We start from the raw sequence: 17,546 nt of genomic DNA, 5'->3' as shown, positions 1-17,546 counted from the left end.
GCCACCGACCGCGCCTACCGCATCGGCCAGACCCAGCCCGTCCAGGTCCACCGCATCATCGCCGAAGGCACCGTCGAAGACCGCATCGCCGAACTCCTCGAAGCCAAGCGGGCACTGGCCGACGCCGTCCTCGGCTCGGGCGAGACCGCGCTGACCGAACTGACCGACCGCGAACTGGCCGACCTCGTCTCCCTGCGGAGGCCCTCGTGATCACCGCGCGGGAAGACCGCCGCCGGACCTTCGGCTCCGTGCCGCCGGGCGCCGAGCCCACCACCTGGTGGGGCCGCGCCTGGACGGGAGCGCTGGAGCAGCTCGCGGACTCCGCCCGGCTGGGGCGGGGCCGCGCCTACGCCGCCTCCGGACAGGTCGACGCGATCACCGTCACGCCCGGACGGCTGGTGGCCTACGTCCGGGGGAGCCGTCCCCGCCCCTACCGCACGGAGCTGGTGCTCACCGAGTTCACCGAGACCGAGTGGGACGACCTGCTCGACTCGCTCGCCGCGGATCCCGCTGCGCTGGCCGCACTGGTGGAACGGGAGGTCCCCCGTTCCCTCGCCGACCGGATCCTGCCCGGCACCGGAGACCTCCTCCCGCGCTGTTCCTGCCCGGACACCGGCCGGCCTCCGTGCAAGCACGCCGCGGCCCTCTGCTTCCGCGCCGCCCGGCTGGTCGACGAGGACCCCTTCGTGGTCCTGCTGCTGCGCGGCCGGGGCGAACGGGAGCTGCTGGAGGAGCTCACCCGCCGCAACGCCGCCCACGCCGCCCGCGAACAACCCTCTGCGGCACCGGACTTCCCCGGAGTCCCGGCCCGTACGGCGCTCGCCCGGGTCCTGGCCCCGCTGCCCGCGCCGCCCGGCCCGCCCGACGCCGTCGGGACGCCCCCGGCGTGCCCCGCGGACCCGGCCGCCCCGGACCCCCTCGTCCTCGACCAGCTCGCGACGGACGCGGCGGCCCGCGCCCACGCCTTCCTCACCACCGGGACGGACCCGATCGCCGGACTGGACCTGTGGCAGGACGCGGTCCGGCTCGCCTCCGCGCACCCCACGGCCGGACTCACCGGAACGGCCCGGCGCCTCTACCGCGACCTGGCCCGCGCCACCGGCCGCACCACCACCGACCTGGCCCGCGCGGCAGCGGCCTGGCGCCAGGGCGGCCCGCTCGCCCTCGCCGTCCTCGAAACCCCCTGGGACCCGCCCGCCGGCCCCTTCGACCGGGCTCGCCCGGCCCTGCTCGCCGCGGGACTCGGTTCCTTCCGCCCCCACCGCAACCGGCTGACCTCCACCACCCGCCAACTCCGCCTGGGCCGTGACAACCTCTGGTACCCGTACGAGTCCCGCCCCGCCGAAGACGACTGGTGGCCCTCCGGCCCCCCGTCTCCCGACCCCCTGTCAGCCCTGCGGTGACGACGTCCGGCGTCCAGTCATGAAGTAGGCCCGGCCCTGTACACGATGGAGTGAATTGCGTACCGGCCATATAACCCATTCGGGTTCAGAGCGTTGTTTTCGGTGCGGGTGAACGCCCGCGAACTTCACCGAAGGCAGGAAAACACATGCGTCAGGGTCGTCGGAATGGCTTGATCGCGGCGGTCGTCGTCAGTGGTGCGGTCTCGGTCGGAGCCGGCGGATTCGCTTTCGCCGACGCGGAGGCCGGAGGCAAGACCGAGGGGTCGCCAGGGCTGCTGGCGGGGAATCTGGTGCAACTTCCCGTGAACGCGCCGGTGAACCTGTGCGGCAACACCGTGAGCGTGGTCGGGCTCCTCAATCCCGCCGCCGGCAACCGGTGCGCCAACGCGGACGGATCCGCGTCCGGGTCCTCCCGTCCGGGCGACGCCGGCAGTACGAACGGGCGGGCCGGCGGAGCCCACGCCGGGGGAACCGCCAAGGATTCCCCCGGTGTGATCACGGGCAACAACATCCAGCTGCCCGTACGGCTGCCGGTCAACATCAGCGGCAACTCGGTGAACGTGGTCGGCGTGGGCAATCCCGTGTTCGGGAACGAGTCCGTGAACGTCACCACGCCCGTCAAGCCGGAGCCGGTGCGTCCGCCGGTGGTGCCGCCCAAGACGCCGCCGGTCAAGGTCGTGACGCCTCCCGCGAAGCCCCCCGTGATCCCGCCGGCGCCGCCGGAGCCGGTCCGTCCCGCCGGTTCCTCGCTCGCGCACACCGGCGCCGAAGGGGTCGGCTACCTGGCCCCCGCCGGCGGTGCGCTGCTGCTCGGCGGTGCGCTGATGTACCGCCGGTTCCGGGTCAGCCCGACCCCGTAACGGGGGGATCGCGCCAGGCGTCCAGGATCGCGTCGATCCGGGGCGCCAGTCGGGCCCGGGCACGGAACCGGGGCACTCCGGCCAACAGGAGCTGGTCGTACTCGGTGTCGTCGTGCCGGACAGCCGCCCGCACGGCGACCGAGACGGCCGGCTCGTCCAGGGCCCGGCCGGCCGCGGTGCGGCCCACCCGCCCGCTGCCGCGCACGGAGGCGTGGGTGGCGATGGCCAGCGCGCGGTCGGCCGGGCAGCCGGGGAACAGGCGGAGTATCTCCGCCGCGAAGGCCGCCGTGAACCGGACGTCCTCGGCGGCCCGCCGACGCCGGGCACGGTCCCGCTGCCGGGCCCGGACCTCGGCGTCCGCCCGGCAGGTCCGCTCGGCGTGCGCCAGCGCGGCCGGTTCCACCAGCAGGCCCTGGCGTTCGTAACGGCGGCGCCGCTTGTTGAAGCGCACCACCACCGCCGACTGGGAACTTCCCAGCCGTGCCCGGCGGGTGAGCGCGGCATCGCCGCGCGGCAGGTAGACGAGGTGCCCGAGGCGGGCGCAGTACAGGCAGCGCGGTACACCGGAAGCGCGGAGCAGGTGCGGCAGCGGGCCGCGCCGGCACTCCGCGCAGTGGATCTGCTTGAGCGACTCGAACACCACGAGGTTCATGGAGAGGTGATACCGCCGGCCGAGCCCTATATCACCTCCGGACGGCAACCGGTGGGAGAATCGACATGTAGGCCGATACTCCTGGTGGTTGTCCTACCGTGTGACGATGCTCAGGATGATGTGGTCGGCGGACGCGGTGGTCGACGAGTTCACCCTGCGGCCGGGAGAATCCACCGGATGGCACTACCACTTGGTCCCGATCCTGGCGGTCGTCCGCTCGGGAACGCTGACCCGGGTCCTGCACGACGGCTCCGTCGAAGTCAGCCCCGCCGGAACGATGTTCGTCGAGGCCGCGGGTCGCGACCGCGTGCACATCGGCTCCAACCACGGTGAAGAAACCGTTCGCCTCCAGGTCGTCTACGCCCTCCCGGAGGGCGCGCCGCTGACCCTGGACGCGACGCCCCCGACCTGCTGCACGGCCGCCGTGAAGGCCGGCGGGCAGCCCGCCGGAAACCCGTGGCCGTCGGCCCGCACGGCATGACAAGCTGACCCGGCCGGGAGGGGCGTAGCTCAATGACCAGAGCTCCGGTCTCCAAAACCGGGCGATGCGGGTTCATGTCCCGTCGCCCTCCCGGTGCTGACGCCCTTCCCGGCCCCGACGCCGCTCCCGGCCCTGGTGCCGGCCCCGGCCCCAGCCGGGTCACCCATGCCGGGCCGGTCGTACGCGGGCGCTGCTCAGACCAGTCGGCGTATCTCCCCGCGCACCCGGTAGAAGCCTCCCGTGGAGGCGTGCAGCCCGTCCACCACGTACCGCGCGCCCGCCTCCCGGATGCCTCGGGGGAACTGCACGTTCCACCCGGACTCGAAGCCGTCCGTGATCACCTGGACCCGCAGGCGGCCGCCCTGCTGCACGCACTCCACCACCACACCGCCGGCGGGTGCCGCGGCCGCCCGGACCGTGGCCACCGCGGCGGCCGACGCCGCCGGCCGGTACACCGGCAGGGCCGCCGCCGACTTCACGTCCACCGCCGTCGGTACGGAACCCTGCTGCGCGGCCGCGATGGCCGACTCGCTCGCGTCCACGCACAGCAGCGAGCCGTCCGAGGTGACCAGGTACAGCCGCTCGTCGAGGTACTGCATGGACAGCGCCGAACCGCTGCCGGTGCCCAGCTTCCACAGCCGGTTCCCGGCTGCGTCGAAGCAGTACACCGAGGAACTGGAATCCCCCGCGAACACGTACCGGCCGTCCGGGGAAGCCGCGCACGAGTACACCGTCGTGTCGCACCGGTACAGCGCCTCGTCCGCACCCGTCGCCTTCGACAGCCGCTGCACCACGTTCCGTCCGGTGCCCGCGAACACCGAGTCCTGCTCCTGCCAGCCGAACAGCACCCCGCCCCTGGTCGGCGTGTGCCACAACTGGGCCCCGCTGTCCGCCGCGTACGCCGTCACGCCCCCGCTGTGCCCGTGGTACACGGCGTGCTCGTCGGCCCGCACCATCCACGCGTGGCGGCCGGAGGACTTCCGCGACCACTGGAACTCCTCCTCGTGGTCGATGACGGTCAGACCGCCCCCCGCGTCGGCCACGCTGAGCACGCCCTCACGGATGTCCAGCCAGAAGATGTCCACGTCCGGCGCGATGTCGTAGGCGCCGAAGGGCACCTTCGCGGACAGGTCGTACACGGTGCCGTCGTCGCATCCGGCGTAGATCCAGAACTCGTCCGCGACCAGGCACTTCACCCCGTCCGGCAGCGAATACCGGGCCAGCACCTCACCGCCGTGGCTCAGTGTGTAGACGTCCCCGTCCTGATTGCCCACCCAGCAGCGGTCCTCGTCCACGTGGATGCCGAACGCCGCGGCGCCGGTGCGGAACCGCCACAGCACGGGGGCCACCGCCCGGGCCGTGGAGGGTGCCGAGGTGACCTGCCGACGGGTCACCGCCCGCGCGGCCCGCTGTCCCTGGACGGCCGGCGCGTACCCCTTGCGGACCTTCTCGCCGATCTTCTTCGCGGCGGCCGCCCGTGCCTTCTCGGCCGTCGCGAACGAAGAGCTCTGCAGCTGGCCCGCCGCGCCGATCCGGCCGTACCGCACCGACACGTCCGTGCCGTCCACGGTGACCTCGTAGAACTTGTGGGCGCCGCCGCCGTCCTGAGACAGCTCCAGATACGTGGTCTCGCGAGCCATGACAGACCTCTCCCCAATGGCCGGGCCCGACGGCCCGTTCCCGTCGGTGATCCCTCGTCAAGAACGCTAGGGGCCACCACTGACAATGGGTCCGTGCCGACCTTGGAACCGATCACCTGGGAAGGGCTGGCCGAGCGGATCGCCGGCCGGCTCGCGGACCGCCTCGACCGCGGGGAGGCCGAGGGCGGGCGGCTGCGCGTGGCCGTCGACGGCGCCCCCGCCGCCGGCACCGGACCGCTGGCGGAACTGCTGGCCGGGGCCCTGCGGTTGCGCGGCCGTCCGTCCCTGGTGATCCCCGCCGAGGGCTTCCTGCGGCCCGCCTCGCTCCGGTTCGAGCACGGCCGCGAGGACGTCGACACCTACCTCGGCGGCCGCTACGACACGGCCGCGCTCTGGCGCGAGGTCTTCGGCCCGCTGGAACCGGGCGGCACCGGCCGGGTGCTGCCCGACCTCTGGGACCCGGTCACCGACCGGGCCACCCGCAGCCCGTACGCCGAACTCCCGCCGGGCGCCGTGGTGATCCTGCACGGCCCGCTGCTGCTGGGCCACTGGTTCCCGTTCGACTTCGTCGCGCACATCGCGCTCTCCCCGGGCGCGTTGGCCCGGCGCACGGCCGAGGCCGACCGGTGGACGCTCCCCGCGTTCGCGCGGTACGAGGCGGAGACCGGTCCGGCCGCGGCCGCGGACACGCTGATCCGCGCCGACGACCCGCGCCGCCCCGCCTGGACCGGCCTCGCCGACTGACCCGGCCCGCCGGAGGTCCGTGCCGGGCAACAGCCCGATTCCGGGTCGGTGACGAACCGTATCCGGCCGTCGACCTGGCTGATTTCCATCCCTTACGGTGACGTCGGCGATTCGGTGGGCGATTCGGCGGGCGAGTGGGTGTACCGGTCGGCCGGTGCGCCCGTCGGCGATGCGACGGCGGGTACGGGCAGAAGGCCCGGCAGAAGGAGACGGCAATGCGTGGACGTGGTGGAAGGGCCCTGACCCGGAGAGGGGCCCGCCGGGCCGCGGTGGCGGCCCTGGCCCTCTGCGGCACCCTGGCGCTGGCCGGCTGCCAGGGCGGCGGCAGCGGGTCCGCCGGCGGCGGCACGGGCGCCTCCGCCTCCGCCGGAGCCTCGGCTTCCGCCCCCGTCCCGGCGTCCGGAGCGCCTTCGGGCGCGTCCGTGCCGACCGCCCCCAAGGCCACCCCTACGGCGACCCTGTCCAAGCCCGTACGGGCCCCCAAGGCCACCGCCACCCCGGCCGGCGGGCCCAAGTCCCCCGCGCCGGGGGCGAGCTGCGACCACAGGATGCCGATCTCGCCCGACGAGATCGCGGTCCACCGCTACACGCCCGAGGGCGGGTTCCACAGCCTGATCGTCCGGTACGGCAACTGGGGCTGCGGCACCCCCGACTCGGACGGCGCCCCCTTCGAGGAGGTGGGCAAGGAGACCTTCCTCCCGATCGCCGACGACGCCGCGATCACCGCCGTCACACCGATCGTCGAGAGCACCGAGAACCAGAAGGTCACCCTGCAGCAGCTCATCGACTGGCTGGTCGCGCATCCGGACCAGGGCCTGGTGTTCCGCTACCACCTGGGCGCCAAGGGCGCGGTCGACAAGCTGGACCAGGTCTTCACCCCGTAGGCCCCCGCGAGGGCGGAGTACGGTCCGGGCGGGATCCGCGCGCGGCTGGGTGCGCGACTCACGCGGGCCGGCCGCCCAGCCGGGTCACCGCCAGCGCGCCCGCCCGGCAGCCAGCCCCGGCCGCGGCCACCGGCGGGGCGCCCGCCAGCCGGGCGGCCAGGAAGCCGCCGGTGAACGCGTCGCCCGCGCCCGTGGAGTCCACCGCGCGGGCGGGCTCCCCGGGCACCTCGGCCGTCACCGCGCCGCCCTCGGCCACCAGTGCCCCGGCCGCGCCCCGGGTCACCACCACCAGCGGGAACCGCCGGCTGAGCGCGGCGGCCGCCGCGGCCACGTCCTCCGTACCGGCCAGCAGCCGGGCCTCGTCCTCGTTCGGCAGCAGGACGGAAGCACCGTCCGCCGCCTTGAGGAAACGTTTCACCCCTACGGTCGCCAGGAATCCCGCCGAGGCCGGGTCCACGCTCACCGGCACCCCGCGGGCCAGCGCCGAGCCCAGCGCCAGACCGGCCAGCTCCCGGCTGCCCTCCGCGAAGTACAGGTACCCGGACAGGTGCAGATGGGCCGCCCCGTCCAGCAGGGCCGGCATCCAGTCCGCCGGGCACAGCCGCAGCGCGGCCCCGCTGTCGGTCAGGAAGGTCCGCTCGGTGTCCTTGTCGACGAGCGCCACCACCGTCCCGGTCGGCTCCACCGGGTCGACCACCAGGTGCGCCCGTACCCCGGCCGCGGCCAGTGCCCGCTCGTGCCAGCCGGCCCACTCCGCGCCCACCCGGGCCAGCAACCGGACCTCCGCCCCCCGGCGGCCCGCCGACGGGTCCGCGCGGGCCGCCCAGCAGGCCGCGTTCGCCCCCGCGCCGCCCGGCAGGATGCGGATCCGCGCCGCCGTGTCGGTGGCCGGGGCGAGGGGTTCGGTGTGCACCGCGACGACGTCGGTCACCACGTCTCCGACCACCACCAGGGCCCCGCCCGCCCGGACCGCGTCGGCCTGGACCGCGACCGCGTCTGCGGAGATTCCGCCCGTAGGGGATCCGCCCATCGAGGATCCGCCCATCGAGGATCCGTTCACCGGGGATCCGCTCACCGGGCCGCCCATGCCGCCGCGATCCGCGCCCCCAGCCGGACGTTGCCGCGCACCGCCGCCAGATTGGCCTCCAGGGAGGCACCACCGGTCGCCCGGACCAGGAAGTCCAGCAGGAACGGGGTGACCGCCTGCCCGCTGATGCCCCGCTCCCGGCAGGCGTCGAGCGCCTCCGCCAGTACCCGGTCGTGCAGCACCGGATCCAATTGCTCAGCCTCCGCCACCGGCTGGGCCACCAGCAGCGCCGAAGCGGGCCCGCCCAGCGCGTCCTGAGCGGCCATCACCGCGGCCACCTCCGCCGGAGTGCGCACGGTCCAGTCCACCGGCAACCCCGAATCGGCCAGGTAGAACCCGGGGAACCGGTCCGTCCCGTAGCCCAGCACCGTCACCCCCAGGGTCTCCAGCCGCTGCAGCGTGGCCGGCACGTCCAGGATCGACTTCACCCCCGCGCACACCACCGTGATCCGGGTCCGTGCCAGCAGCGGCAGGTCCGCCGACTCGTCCTGCGTCTGCGCCCATTCCCGGTGTACGCCGCCCAGCCCGCCGGTCGCGAAGACCCGCAGCCCCGCCCGGGCGGCCAGCAGGGCCGTCGCCGACACCGTCGTCGCGCCCGTCACCCCCGCCGCGACGGCCGGCGCGAGGTCCCGGTGGCCCAGTTTCCGTACGCCGTCCCCGGTCGCGATCCGCTCCAGCTGCTCCTTGTCCAGTCCCGCCCGCGGAATCCCGTCGAGCACCGCGACGGTGGCCGGCACCGCGCCCTCCGCCCGTACCAGGTCCTCCAGTTCCAGGCCCACCGCGAGATTGCGGGGGCGTGGCAGACCGTGCGCCAGGATGGTCGACTCCAGCGCCACGACCGGCTGCCGCCGGGCCAGCGCCTCGCGTACCTCTTCGGACAGGACCGGGATCTCGGTGTGCTGTGGCATGTCCCCATCCATGGCACGGCGGCCCGGCCGCCAAACGCCCTCCGGCACGGGACGGCCGAGACCGGACGGGAACGGCCGGGTCCGGAGCGTCAACGAGCCGGAAGAGCCGGAAGAGCCGGACGAGCCGGAAGAGCCGGAAGAGCCGGAAGAGCCGGACGAGCAGTCGGGACGCCGGCCGTCGGCCCGACGGGGGCACCGCAGCGCCGGCGGCATCGACAGGGTGACGTGCCCGGCACGCCGATCGTGGACGGAATGGCCACCCTGCCGGGTGGTGATACCCGGCTAGGGTGACGCGCCATGAGCACCAGTGATCACACCACGCCCGACTCCTTCGCCGTCGCCGTCCCCGACATCCCGGACTCCGAGCTGGAGACCGAGGAGCTCGACCCCGCCCAGATCGTCTCCGGCAGCCCGGTGGTGACCGGGAAGGTGCTGTGGGAGTCCGCGGACGGCACGCAGGTGCGGGGCATCTGGCAGATCACCCCGGGCGTGGTCACCGACACCGAGGCGGACGAACTGTTCGTCGTGGTCAGCGGGCGCGCCACGGTCGAGGTGGAGGGCGGCCCGACGCTGGAGGTCGGACCCGGTTCGGCCTGCGTGCTGCGCAAGGGCGACCGGACCACGTGGACCGTCCACGAGACGCTCCGCAAGGCCTACCACATCAACCTGTGACCGGGCGCCACCGGACGGTGAACAGGAGCAGGGCCGCCAGCGGGAGCAGCAGGGAGGCCCCGATGACGTTCAGCCAGCCGTAGCCGGCCTGCGCCACGACCAGGCCGGCCGCCGCGCCGCCCAGTCCGGCGGAGGTGTTCATGGTCAGGTCCGAGAGGCCCTGGACGGCGGCGCGGGCGGGCTGCGGAACGGAGTCGGTCAGCAGGGCGGAACCCGCCACCAGGCCGGCCGACCAGCCCAGGCCCAGCAGGAACAGGCCGGCCGCGGACTGCGCGTGCGAATCCCCGGCGGTACCCGCGAGCAGGGCGGCCAGGCTCAGCAGGCCGGCCGCCAGACCGATCACGGACAGCCTGCCGATCCGGTCAGCCAGCCAGCCCCACACCGGGGAGAAGGCGAACATGCCCGCGATATGGCCGCTGATCACCAGCCCGATCAGGTCCAGCGAGGCGCCGTGGTGGCCGAGGTCGAGCGGGGTCATCACCATGATCGACACCATGGCGGTGTGGCAGACCGCGACGGTCAGCAGGGCCAGCCGGGCCCGCGGCGACGCCTTGACGGCTTCCAGCCCGGCCCGCAGGGAGCGTGCCTCGGCAGACTGCTCGGCGGGATCGGCCAGGGCGCGGGCGGTAAGCAGTGGATCGGGTCGCAGCAGTACGGCGACCAGGGTGGCGGTGATCAGGAAGATGCCGGCGGCCCACAGGAAGGGGCCCGCCGTGCCGGGTATGGAAGTCCCCTCGAAGCTGCGGCTGGCCGGGGCCGACAGGTTGGGGCCGAGGACGGCGCCGAGCGTGGTGGACCAGACGACCGTGGAGATCGCACGGGCCCGGTGGTCCGGGGCCGCGAGGTCGGCGGCGGCGAACCGGGCCTGGAGGTTGGCGGAGGAGGCGGCGCCGAAGGCGGCCATGCCGAGCAGCAGCAGCGCGAAGCCGGAGGTCACGGCGGCCAGGACCACGGTGAGCGCGCCCGCCGCACCGATGAGGTAGGCCAGGACCAGGCCGGCCCGGCGGCCGCGGCGGGTCATCAGGGCGGCGAGGGGCAGCGAGAGCAGGGCCGTGCCGGCCACGGAGGCGCTGGAGGCCAGCCCGGACAGCGCCTCCGTGCCGCTGACCTCGGTGGCGAGGACGGGGGCCAGGGCGATGCTGATCGGCACGCCGAGGCCGCCGATGACCTGGCTGGCCATGAGGACGGCGGTGGTGCGGCGCTGGAGGCGGGGGAGGTCTTCGGGCGTCACGGGCGGGGTCTTCCGGGCGCGGGCGGCTGCAGTGGTCACGTCGGCAGTCTCGCAGCGATGGCCCGGCCGGCGGAACGGGACGGATCCCGGCTGCCGCCGCCCGCATCCGCCGCCCGGGGTCAGAACAGGGGTTGGGGGAGGACGCCCTCCAGGGCGAGGAGGGCGCGTTTCGTTTCGACGCCCCCGCCGAAACCGCCTATGCCGCCGTCGTTCTCCACGACGCGGTGGCACGGCACGACCACCGGGAGCGGGTTCGAGCCCATCGCCGCGCCGACCGCCTGGGCCGCGCCCGGCTGTCCGACGCGCGCGGCCAGTTCGCCGTATCCGACGACCGAGCCGTACGGCACCGAGCTCGCCAGCTCGCGCAGCACCAGGCGGTTGAAGCCGGCCGACAGCCGCCAGTCCAGCGGCAGCTCGAAGCGCCGCAGCTCCCCGGCGAAGTAGGCCGCCAGCTGGCGTATCGGCTCGGCGAGGAGGACCTCCCGGCCCGGGGCCGGGCGCCACGCGTCGGCGCCGAGCCGGGACACCAGCGGCCCGGCGAGGTCCGGCCGGCCGGCGTCGGCATGGAACTCCACCCGGACCAGTCCCTCCTCGGTCGCGGCCAGGAAGAGCGGACCGATGTCGCTTGCGGCCACGGTCCATTCGAGGTGCGGCCCGCGAGGCCGCTCGGTGCTGTCCACGCCTCCACGGTACGGCCCGCCACCGACCGCGCCCGCCCCCTGTGGACAAGCGCTCCCCGCCCCTGCGGGCGGGATGGCCCGCCTTCTGCGGACAGGACGGCCCGCCCCCTCGTCTCAGGCGCCCTCCAGGGCGTCCCGGACCACGTCCGGGGCGTTGGTGATGATCCCGTCCACCCCCATGTCCCGGACCTTCCGGGCCACGTCCGGCGCGTCCACGATCCAGGTGTCGATCTCCATCGGCCGCCCGTGCGCCCCGAGCAGCCCGTGCACCGCCGACACCCAGTCGGCCGAGATCGTGGTGTGCCACGGATTGATCCGGTCGGCGAACTCGCTGTACCCGGCCAGGTCCGTGACCGCCGGCGTGCCCAGGAAGCCGGTGACCACGTCGGGCCGCAGCCGGTGCACGGTCCGCAGGCAGTCCGCGCTGAAGCTCTGCACCACCAGGAGCTCTTCCACGTGCCGCTCGTCGAGCCAGCCCGCCTCGTCCAGCACCCGCAGGGTGTCCTCCTCGATGCCGGGGTAGAGCTCCGGCTTCTTGATCTCCAGGAGCAGTCGCTGCCGGTTGTGGCGCACCCGGTCGAGGTAGTCGTGCAGGGTCGGGACCCGGGCCCCGGCGTACTCGGGCCCGAACCAGCTGCCCGCGTCGAGGCGGGCGATCTCCTCCGCGGTGAAGTCCTGGACCCGCCAGGGGCTCCGGTCCGGGAACAGCACCTCCACGTCCGTGGTGCGGGCCAGGCTCTCGTCGTGGATGACCACCAGCTCGCCGTCCTTGGTGCGCTGGACGTCGTTCTCGACCCAGTCCACGCCCATCCGGCCGGCCAGGTCGATGGCGGCCAGGGTGTTCTCCGGGGCGTACGCCGAGGCCCCTCGGTGGGCGTAGAGGACGGGTACGCCGCCCTGGAGCCCGGCCGGTCCGCCGGCCTGCAGCCGGACCGGACCGGGGAGCAGTGCCGGAACGGCCCGGGCCGCCGCCCCGGTCGCCGGACCACCCGCGGGACCGGCCGCGGGGCGGGCTGCGGGAGCGCCCGCCGGGCCGGTCCCCGCGGCGGTGCCCCGGGAGGAGGCGGGGGCGGTTCCGCCGGCCAGGGCGAGGGCGAGCCCCAGCAGGGCGGTCGCCACCGCGGCCACGGGTCGTAGGTACATGCGCGATCCCCTCCAGACGTGACTGCTGCACTTGATCCGGATCATGGGGTTGGTGATCAACGGGCCGCCACCGAACTACGACAAACGGCCCAGAGGATCACCGTCCGGCCGGACCCCTCCGCACAAATGCCTGAGTGTCAGTGGCGGGTCGTACGGTGGAGTCATGCGGCCCGTATCGAAGATCCAACGCACCGTGGCGCCTTTCGAGGTCGTCAGCCCCTACCGGCCCAGCGGCGACCAGCCCACGGCCATCGACGACCTGGAGAAGCGCGTCCGGGCCGGCGAGAAGGACGTCGTACTGCTCGGCGCGACCGGCACCGGAAAGTCGGCGACCACGGCCTGGATGATCGAGCGGCTCCAGCGGCCGACCCTGGTGATGGCGCCCAACAAGACGCTGGCGGCGCAGCTGGCGAACGAGTTCCGCGAGCTGCTGCCCAACAACGCGGTCGAGTACTTCGTCTCGTACTACGACTACTACCAGCCCGAGGCGTACGTCCCGCAGTCGGACACCTACATCGAGAAGGACTCCTCCATCAACGAGGAGGTGGAGCGGCTCCGCCACTCCGCGACGAACTCGCTGCTCACCCGGCGCGACGTGGTCGTGGTCGCCTCGGTCTCCTGCATCTACGGCCTCGGCACCCCGCAGGAGTACGTGGACCGCATGGTCCCGCTCGTGGTGGGCGAGGAGATCGACCGCGACCAGCTGCTGCGCCGCTTCGTGGACATCCAGTACACGCGCAACGACCTGGCCTTCACCCGCGGCACCTTCCGGGTCCGCGGCGACACCATCGAGATCTTCCCGGTCTACGAGGAACTGGCCGTCCGCATCGAGATGTTCGGGGACGAGATCGAGGCCCTGTCCACGCTGCACCCGCTCACCGGCGAGGTGATCAGCGAGGACCGGCAGCTGTACGTCTTCCCCGCCAGCCACTACATCGCGGGCCCGGAGCGCATGCAGAGCGCGATCCGCGGCATCGAGACCGAACTCGCCGCGCGGCTGACCGAGCTGGAGAAGCAGGGCAAGCTGCTGGAGGCGCAGCGGCTGCGCATGCGCACCACCTACGACCTGGAGATGCTGCAGCAGATCGGGTCCTGCTCGGGCATCGAGAACTACTCACTGCACCTGGACGGCCGCGAGCGGGGGTCCGCGCCCAACACCCTCATCGACTACTTCCCCGAGGACTTCCTCCTCGTCATCGACGAGTCGCACGTCACCGTCCCGCAGATCGGCGCGATGTACGAGGGCGACGCCTCCCGCAAGCGCACCCTGGTCGAGCACGGCTTCCGGCTCCCCTCGGCCCTGGACAACCGCCCGCTGAAGTGGGAGGAGTTCCAGAAGCGGATCGGCCAGACGGTCTACCTGTCGGCCACCCCCGGCCCGTACGAGCTGTCCCGCTCGGACGGCTTCGTCGAGCAGATCATCCGCCCGACCGGGCTGGTCGACCCCGAGGTGGTCGTCAAACCCACCGACGGCCAGATCGACGACCTGGTGCACGAGATCCGGCAGCGCGTGGAGAAGGACGAGCGGGTCCTGGTCACCACCCTGACCAAGAAGATGGCCGAGGACCTCACGGACTACTTCCTGGAGCTCGGCATCCAGGTCCGCTATCTGCACAGCGACGTGGACACCCTGCGCCGGATCGAGCTGCTGCGCGAACTGCGCGCCGGCGAGTACGACGTACTGGTCGGCATCAACCTGCTCCGCGAGGGCCTCGACCTGCCCGAGGTCTCCCTGGTGGCGATCCTGGACGCGGACAAGGAGGGCTTCCTGCGCTCGGGGACCTCGCTGATCCAGACCATCGGCCGGGCCGCGCGCAACGTCTCCGGCCAGGTCCACATGTACGCCGACAAGATGACCCCGGCGATGGAGAAGGCCATCGAGGAGACCAACCGGCGCCGGGAGAAGCAGATCGCCTACAACACGGCGAACGGCATCGACCCGCAGCCGCTGCGCAAGAAGATCAACGACATCGTCGCCACCATCGCCCGCGAGGAGGTCGACACCGAGCAGCTCCTGGGCACCGGCTACCGGCAGTCCAAGGACGGCAAGGGCGCCAAGGCCCCGGTGCCCTCGCTCGCCGCGCACGCCCCGAAGGGCGGGAAGGGCGGGAAGGCCGCAAAGGGCGGCAAGGGCGCCGCGGAACAGGTGCTCACCGACCGTCCCGCCGCCGAACTGGCCGGGCTGATCGAGGAGATGACCGAGCGGATGCGGGCGGCCGCGGCCGACCTCCAGTTCGAGGTGGCGGCCCGGATCCGGGACGAGGTCGGCGAACTGAAGAAGGAGCTCCGGCAGATGAAGGAGGCTGGCCTCGCCTGAGCGAGCGCGGCTTCAGTAGGGTGGCCCGGTAGGTGGCGAACGAGAGGGGACAGCGCGTGACGGTCAACATGACCAAGGGCCAGGCCATCAGCCTCGAGAAGTCCGACGGGGGGTCGCTGAGCGCGGTCCGGATGGGCCTCGGATGGCAGGCGGCGAAGCGGCGGGGACTGTTCGGGTCCCGCACGCGGGAGATCGACCTGGACGCCTCGGCGGTGCTGTTCGCCGGCCGGGAGCCCCAGGACGTGGTCTTCTTCCAGCACCTGACGAGCAACGACGGCTCCGTCCGGCACACCGGTGACAACCTGGTCGGCGGCGTCGGCCAGGGCGGGGACGACGAGGCCATCCTCGTCGACCTGGCCCGGGTGCCGGTCCACATCGACCAGATCGTGTTCACGGTGAACTCCTTCACCGGCCAGACCTTCCAGGAAGTGCAGAACGCCTTCTGCCGGATCGTCGACGAGGCCAACGGCCAGGAGCTGGCCCGGTACACCCTCGACGGCGGCGGCCAGTACACCGCGCAGATCATGGCGAAGGTGCACCGGGTCGGCGCGGGCTGGAAGATGACGGCCCTGGGCAACCCGGCCAACGGCCGGACCTTCCAGGACCTGCTGCCGGCCATCATCCCGCACCTCTGACCCGGCACCGGTAACCCCGCCCCAGGGCACCACCGGGCCCGGGGGGCCGGCACCGGCAGTACAGCGACACCGGATGCACGGCAGCACCGGCAACACGGCGACACGGCACGGCGCGGAAGAACGACGGGGGAGGGGCTGCACGATGACGGCCGAACTGGTCCGGGGACAGAACCACCCCCTGTCCCGGACCGATGTGGAGATCACGGTCACGGCGGGCACCCCGGTGCTCGCCCTGGCCGCCTTCGGGGACCAGGAGGGCGGCCTCTCCGGCCCCGGCGCGCTCGCCCACCCCGGGGCCCGGTCCCTGTCCGGGCTGGAGGTCCCCGGGGCCGCCGCCGCGGGACACCGCTTCGCGGTGGACCTCGATGCCGTGCCCGCCGGGACCGAGCGGGTCCTCGTCCTCCTCGCGCTGCCCCCGGGCGGCCCGGGCAGGTTCGGCGCGGTCGCGGCACCGCACGTCCGGATCGGCGAGCCCGGCGGGGCCGGCCTCGCCGAATTCACCCTGACCGGACTGGACAGCGAGTCCGCAGTGGTGGCCGTCGAGCTGTACCGCCGCCAGGGAGCCTGGAAGGTCCGGGCCGTCGGCCAGGGCTACGCCGACGGCCTCGGCGCCCTGCTGGCCGATCACGGGCTGACCGGCGGCGCCGCGGCCGAGCTCTCCGCCCTCGTGGACGCCTCGGCCGGAGTTCCGGCCGCCCCGGACCCGGTGCCGGTCTCCGGCGTCCCGTACGCCGGCACGCCCGGCCCCGCGCCGACCGGGGCAGCCGGCTCCCCGGCCGGCTCCCCGGCCGGACCCCCTGCCGGGGCACCGGCCCCGGCACCGGCGGCGCCACCGGCCGCGACACCGGCCGACGACGGCGGCGAGGCCCCCACCATCGGGGCCGGAATCGACTACACCCACCCCCGCCGTGCCCGCACCCAGCCGCCCCCGCCCCCGCCGCAGGCCCCGCCCGCCGGACCCGGTGAGCCGCCCCGCCCGGTGGCCGGCGACGCCACCGGCTGGTCCATGGACGAGCGGCTCTACAACCAGGTCTGGGGGATGTTCGAGGATCTCGCCCGGGCAGTGGCCGCCTACCGCAGCGCGGTCGAGTTCGCGGACTCCCGGATGGACCGCGAGCTCGACGAGGCCCTGTCCGACCCCCGCCACCGCCTCGGCGGTGCGGGGAACGAGGCGCGGGACGCCGCCCGGGCCCGCCGCGAGGAGCTGGCCGATCAGGCCCGCGCCGTCCTCGACCGGGACCTGGCTCAGCTCGCCGCCGAGCTGGAGGTGGTCGAGCCGGCCCTGCCGAGCGCGTACGCCCGCTGGGACAACCCGGTCTGGCACGCCCACCGGGTGCCCGCCCCGGACGAGGACGGCCCGATGGCGCTGCGCCTGGGCGACCTGCACCTGCCCGAGCGGCCCGACCTGCGCATCCCCATGCTGGTCCGGCTCCCCCTGCAGCGCGGCCTGTGGATCGACAACGGACGGACGGGCTCCGAGGCCGCGATGGCCATGGACACCGACCGGCTGCGCCGCGCCGCCCTCGACACGGCCGTCGCCCACGTCGCCCGGGTACTCGCCGTCCAGCCCGGCGGCGGGCTCTCCGTCCACGTCATCGACGCCGCCGGGGCCGGTGCCGCCGCCCTGGAGCCGCTGGTCCGGTCCGGGGTGCTGGCGGCGCCGCCCGCCGCGGGCGCGCAGGGGGTCACCGAGACCCTGGAGCGGCTCACCCGACGGGTCGACCTGGTCCAGATGGCCGTCCGCGGCGGCGCCCCGGAATCCCTGCCGCCCGACCTCGACACCGACGAGCAGCTGCTGGTGGTCCACGACTTCCCGCACGGCTTCGACGACCGGGCCGTCACCCGGCTGCGCTACCTCGCCGACGAGGGCCCGTCGGTCGGGGTACACCTGCTGATGGTCGCGGACCGCGACGAGGCGTCGGCGTACGGGCCGCTGCTGGATCCGCTGTGGAAGTCGCTGATGCGGCTCTCCCCGGTGCCGGACGACCACCTCGCGGACCCGTGGGTCGGGCACGCCTGGACCTTCGAGCCCTCCCTCCCGCCCCGCGGCAGCGCCATCCTCGACCAGGTCCTGACCGAGACGGCCCGGGCCCGGGGACGGTGACGGGGCGGTCACAGGGGTGAGGACGGGGACGGCGACAGGGGCGGTGACCGGGCGGCGCGCCTGACCGATCAGTGACCAGTCCTTGGTTAAACCTTTACCTCTGCT

The 17,546-nt window shown here is 74.0% G+C and carries 16 protein-coding genes, 1 tRNA gene and 1 pseudogene; 11 read left to right on the top strand and 7 right to left on the bottom strand.

Features of this window, described 5'->3' with window-relative positions:
• From AB0O36_RS21305 to AB0O36_RS21295, 3 genes and pseudogenes are all read left to right on the top strand, one after another.
• Nucleotides 1-210: pseudogene (locus AB0O36_RS21305) on the top strand (ATP-dependent helicase); the annotation flags it as partial.
• 38 nt (nucleotides 211-248) lie between these two features.
• On the top strand, nucleotides 249-1,403 hold the full coding sequence (locus tag AB0O36_RS21300) for an SWIM zinc finger family protein (protein WP_365112667.1): 1,155 nt from the start codon (nucleotides 249-251) through the stop codon (nucleotides 1,401-1,403).
• A 146-nt stretch (nucleotides 1,404-1,549) separates the two neighbouring features.
• The gene (locus tag AB0O36_RS21295) at nucleotides 1,550-2,263 is read left to right on the top strand and encodes a chaplin (RefSeq protein WP_365112638.1); all 714 of its coding nucleotides are present in this window, start codon (nucleotides 1,550-1,552) and stop codon (nucleotides 2,261-2,263) included.
• Here AB0O36_RS21295 and AB0O36_RS21290 read toward each other — a convergent pair.
• Nucleotides 2,247-2,915 carry a DUF2293 domain-containing protein gene (locus tag AB0O36_RS21290; protein WP_365112635.1) on the bottom strand — a complete coding sequence of 223 codons (669 nt, stop codon included), beginning with the start codon at nucleotides 2,913-2,915 and terminating at the stop codon, nucleotides 2,247-2,249. The genes AB0O36_RS21295 and AB0O36_RS21290 overlap by 17 nt on opposite strands.
• A gap of 106 nt (nucleotides 2,916-3,021) precedes the next feature.
• Between AB0O36_RS21290 and AB0O36_RS21285 the strand changes: the two genes are divergently transcribed.
• Together AB0O36_RS21285 and AB0O36_RS21280 are read left to right on the top strand one after the other, a co-directional pair.
• Nucleotides 3,022-3,396: a cupin domain-containing protein gene (locus AB0O36_RS21285; RefSeq protein WP_365112632.1), complete on the top strand. Its 375-nt coding sequence runs from the start codon at nucleotides 3,022-3,024 to the stop codon at nucleotides 3,394-3,396.
• Between the two features lie 16 nt (nucleotides 3,397-3,412).
• Nucleotides 3,413-3,488 (top strand) — tRNA-Trp (locus tag AB0O36_RS21280).
• A gap of 102 nt (nucleotides 3,489-3,590) precedes the next feature.
• On the opposite strand, the gene AB0O36_RS21275 is transcribed toward AB0O36_RS21280, so the two are convergent.
• Nucleotides 3,591-5,036, bottom strand: a complete 1,446-nt coding sequence (locus AB0O36_RS21275; RefSeq protein ID WP_365112629.1) for a WGR domain-containing protein — start codon at nucleotides 5,034-5,036, stop codon at nucleotides 3,591-3,593.
• A gap of 93 nt (nucleotides 5,037-5,129) precedes the next feature.
• Here AB0O36_RS21275 and AB0O36_RS21270 point away from each other — a divergent pair, with 93 nt between their 5' ends.
• Together AB0O36_RS21270 and AB0O36_RS21265 are read left to right on the top strand one after the other, a co-directional pair.
• Entirely contained in the window at nucleotides 5,130-5,780 is a 651-nt protein-coding gene (locus AB0O36_RS21270) for a uridine kinase (RefSeq protein WP_365112626.1), read from the top strand.
• Between the two features lie 215 nt (nucleotides 5,781-5,995).
• Entirely contained in the window at nucleotides 5,996-6,664 is a 669-nt protein-coding gene (locus tag AB0O36_RS21265; RefSeq protein WP_365112623.1) for a hypothetical protein, read from the top strand.
• Between the two features lie 58 nt (nucleotides 6,665-6,722).
• Here AB0O36_RS21265 and AB0O36_RS21260 read toward each other — a convergent pair whose 3' ends face one another.
• Entirely contained in the window at nucleotides 6,723-7,694 is a 972-nt protein-coding gene (locus AB0O36_RS21260; RefSeq protein WP_365112620.1) for a PfkB family carbohydrate kinase, read from the bottom strand.
• A 41-nt stretch (nucleotides 7,695-7,735) separates the two neighbouring features.
• Nucleotides 7,736-8,659, bottom strand: coding sequence for a pseudouridine-5'-phosphate glycosidase (locus AB0O36_RS21255; protein WP_365112617.1), 924 nt, complete (start codon nucleotides 8,657-8,659; stop codon nucleotides 7,736-7,738).
• A gap of 297 nt (nucleotides 8,660-8,956) precedes the next feature.
• Here AB0O36_RS21255 and AB0O36_RS21250 point away from each other — a divergent pair, with 297 nt between their 5' ends.
• The gene (locus tag AB0O36_RS21250; RefSeq protein WP_365112614.1) at nucleotides 8,957-9,331 is read left to right on the top strand and encodes a cupin domain-containing protein; all 375 of its coding nucleotides are present in this window, start codon (nucleotides 8,957-8,959) and stop codon (nucleotides 9,329-9,331) included.
• Here AB0O36_RS21250 and AB0O36_RS21245 read toward each other — a convergent pair.
• The 3 genes from AB0O36_RS21245 to AB0O36_RS21235 all read right to left on the bottom strand — a co-directional run bounded on the left by AB0O36_RS21245 (nucleotide 9,321) and on the right by AB0O36_RS21235 (nucleotide 12,385).
• Nucleotides 9,321-10,601 carry an MFS transporter gene (locus AB0O36_RS21245; protein WP_365112612.1) on the bottom strand — a complete coding sequence of 427 codons (1,281 nt, stop codon included), beginning with the start codon at nucleotides 10,599-10,601 and terminating at the stop codon, nucleotides 9,321-9,323. The two genes, AB0O36_RS21250 and AB0O36_RS21245, sit on opposite strands and share 11 nt — an antisense overlap.
• An 80-nt stretch (nucleotides 10,602-10,681) precedes the next feature.
• Entirely contained in the window at nucleotides 10,682-11,242 is a 561-nt protein-coding gene (locus AB0O36_RS21240; RefSeq protein ID WP_365112609.1) for a methylated-DNA--[protein]-cysteine S-methyltransferase, read from the bottom strand.
• Nucleotides 11,243-11,356: 114 nt separating this feature from the next.
• Nucleotides 11,357-12,385, bottom strand: coding sequence for a glycerophosphodiester phosphodiesterase family protein (locus AB0O36_RS21235; RefSeq protein WP_365112606.1), 1,029 nt, complete (start codon nucleotides 12,383-12,385; stop codon nucleotides 11,357-11,359).
• Nucleotides 12,386-12,548: 163 nt separating this feature from the next.
• On the opposite strand from AB0O36_RS21235, the gene uvrB reads away from it, so the two are divergent.
• The 3 genes from uvrB to AB0O36_RS21220 all read left to right on the top strand — a co-directional run bounded on the left by uvrB (nucleotide 12,549) and on the right by AB0O36_RS21220 (nucleotide 17,441).
• Nucleotides 12,549-14,702: an excinuclease ABC subunit UvrB gene (uvrB, locus tag AB0O36_RS21230; protein ID WP_365112603.1), complete on the top strand. Its 2,154-nt coding sequence runs from the start codon at nucleotides 12,549-12,551 to the stop codon at nucleotides 14,700-14,702.
• A gap of 56 nt (nucleotides 14,703-14,758) precedes the next feature.
• Nucleotides 14,759-15,337 (top strand): TerD family protein, encoded by a 579-nt coding sequence (locus AB0O36_RS21225; protein ID WP_365112664.1) that lies wholly within the window; start codon nucleotides 14,759-14,761, stop codon nucleotides 15,335-15,337.
• Between the two features lie 142 nt (nucleotides 15,338-15,479).
• On the top strand, nucleotides 15,480-17,441 hold the full coding sequence (locus tag AB0O36_RS21220; protein WP_365112600.1) for a TerD family protein: 1,962 nt from the start codon (nucleotides 15,480-15,482) through the stop codon (nucleotides 17,439-17,441).
• Nucleotides 17,442-17,546: the final 105 nt, after the last annotated feature.

The organism is Streptomyces sp. NPDC089799, from assembly GCF_040684755.1.
Classification (GTDB): Bacteria; Actinomycetota; Actinomycetes; order Streptomycetales; family Streptomycetaceae; genus Streptomyces.
The sequence above is the reverse complement of the archived record's forward strand: the minus strand, read 5'-3'. Positions and strand labels throughout refer to the sequence as shown.

Excerpts from the sequence above, each read along its gene's own strand:
- AB0O36_RS21295 (WP_365112638.1), top strand. The coding sequence starts at position 1,550 with ATGCGTCAGGGTCGTCGGAATGGCTTGATCGCGGCGGTCGTCGTCAGT.
- AB0O36_RS21265 (WP_365112623.1), top strand. The coding sequence starts at position 5,996 with ATGCGTGGACGTGGTGGAAGGGCCCTGACCCGGAGAGGGGCCCGCCGG.
- uvrB (WP_365112603.1), top strand. The coding sequence starts at position 12,549 with ATGCGGCCCGTATCGAAGATCCAACGCACCGTGGCGCCTTTCGAGGTC.
- AB0O36_RS21290 (WP_365112635.1), bottom strand. The coding sequence starts at position 2,915 with ATGAACCTCGTGGTGTTCGAGTCGCTCAAGCAGATCCACTGCGCGGAG.
- AB0O36_RS21250 (WP_365112614.1), top strand. The coding sequence starts at position 8,957 with ATGAGCACCAGTGATCACACCACGCCCGACTCCTTCGCCGTCGCCGTC.
- AB0O36_RS21255 (WP_365112617.1), bottom strand. The coding sequence starts at position 8,659 with ATGCCACAGCACACCGAGATCCCGGTCCTGTCCGAAGAGGTACGCGAG.
- AB0O36_RS21220 (WP_365112600.1), top strand. The coding sequence starts at position 15,480 with ATGACGGCCGAACTGGTCCGGGGACAGAACCACCCCCTGTCCCGGACC.
- AB0O36_RS21235 (WP_365112606.1), bottom strand. The coding sequence starts at position 12,385 with ATGTACCTACGACCCGTGGCCGCGGTGGCGACCGCCCTGCTGGGGCTC.
- AB0O36_RS21275 (WP_365112629.1), bottom strand. The coding sequence starts at position 5,036 with ATGGCTCGCGAGACCACGTATCTGGAGCTGTCTCAGGACGGCGGCGGC.
- AB0O36_RS21260 (WP_365112620.1), bottom strand. The coding sequence starts at position 7,694 with ATGGGCGGATCCCCTACGGGCGGAATCTCCGCAGACGCGGTCGCGGTC.
- AB0O36_RS21285 (WP_365112632.1), top strand. The coding sequence starts at position 3,022 with ATGCTCAGGATGATGTGGTCGGCGGACGCGGTGGTCGACGAGTTCACC.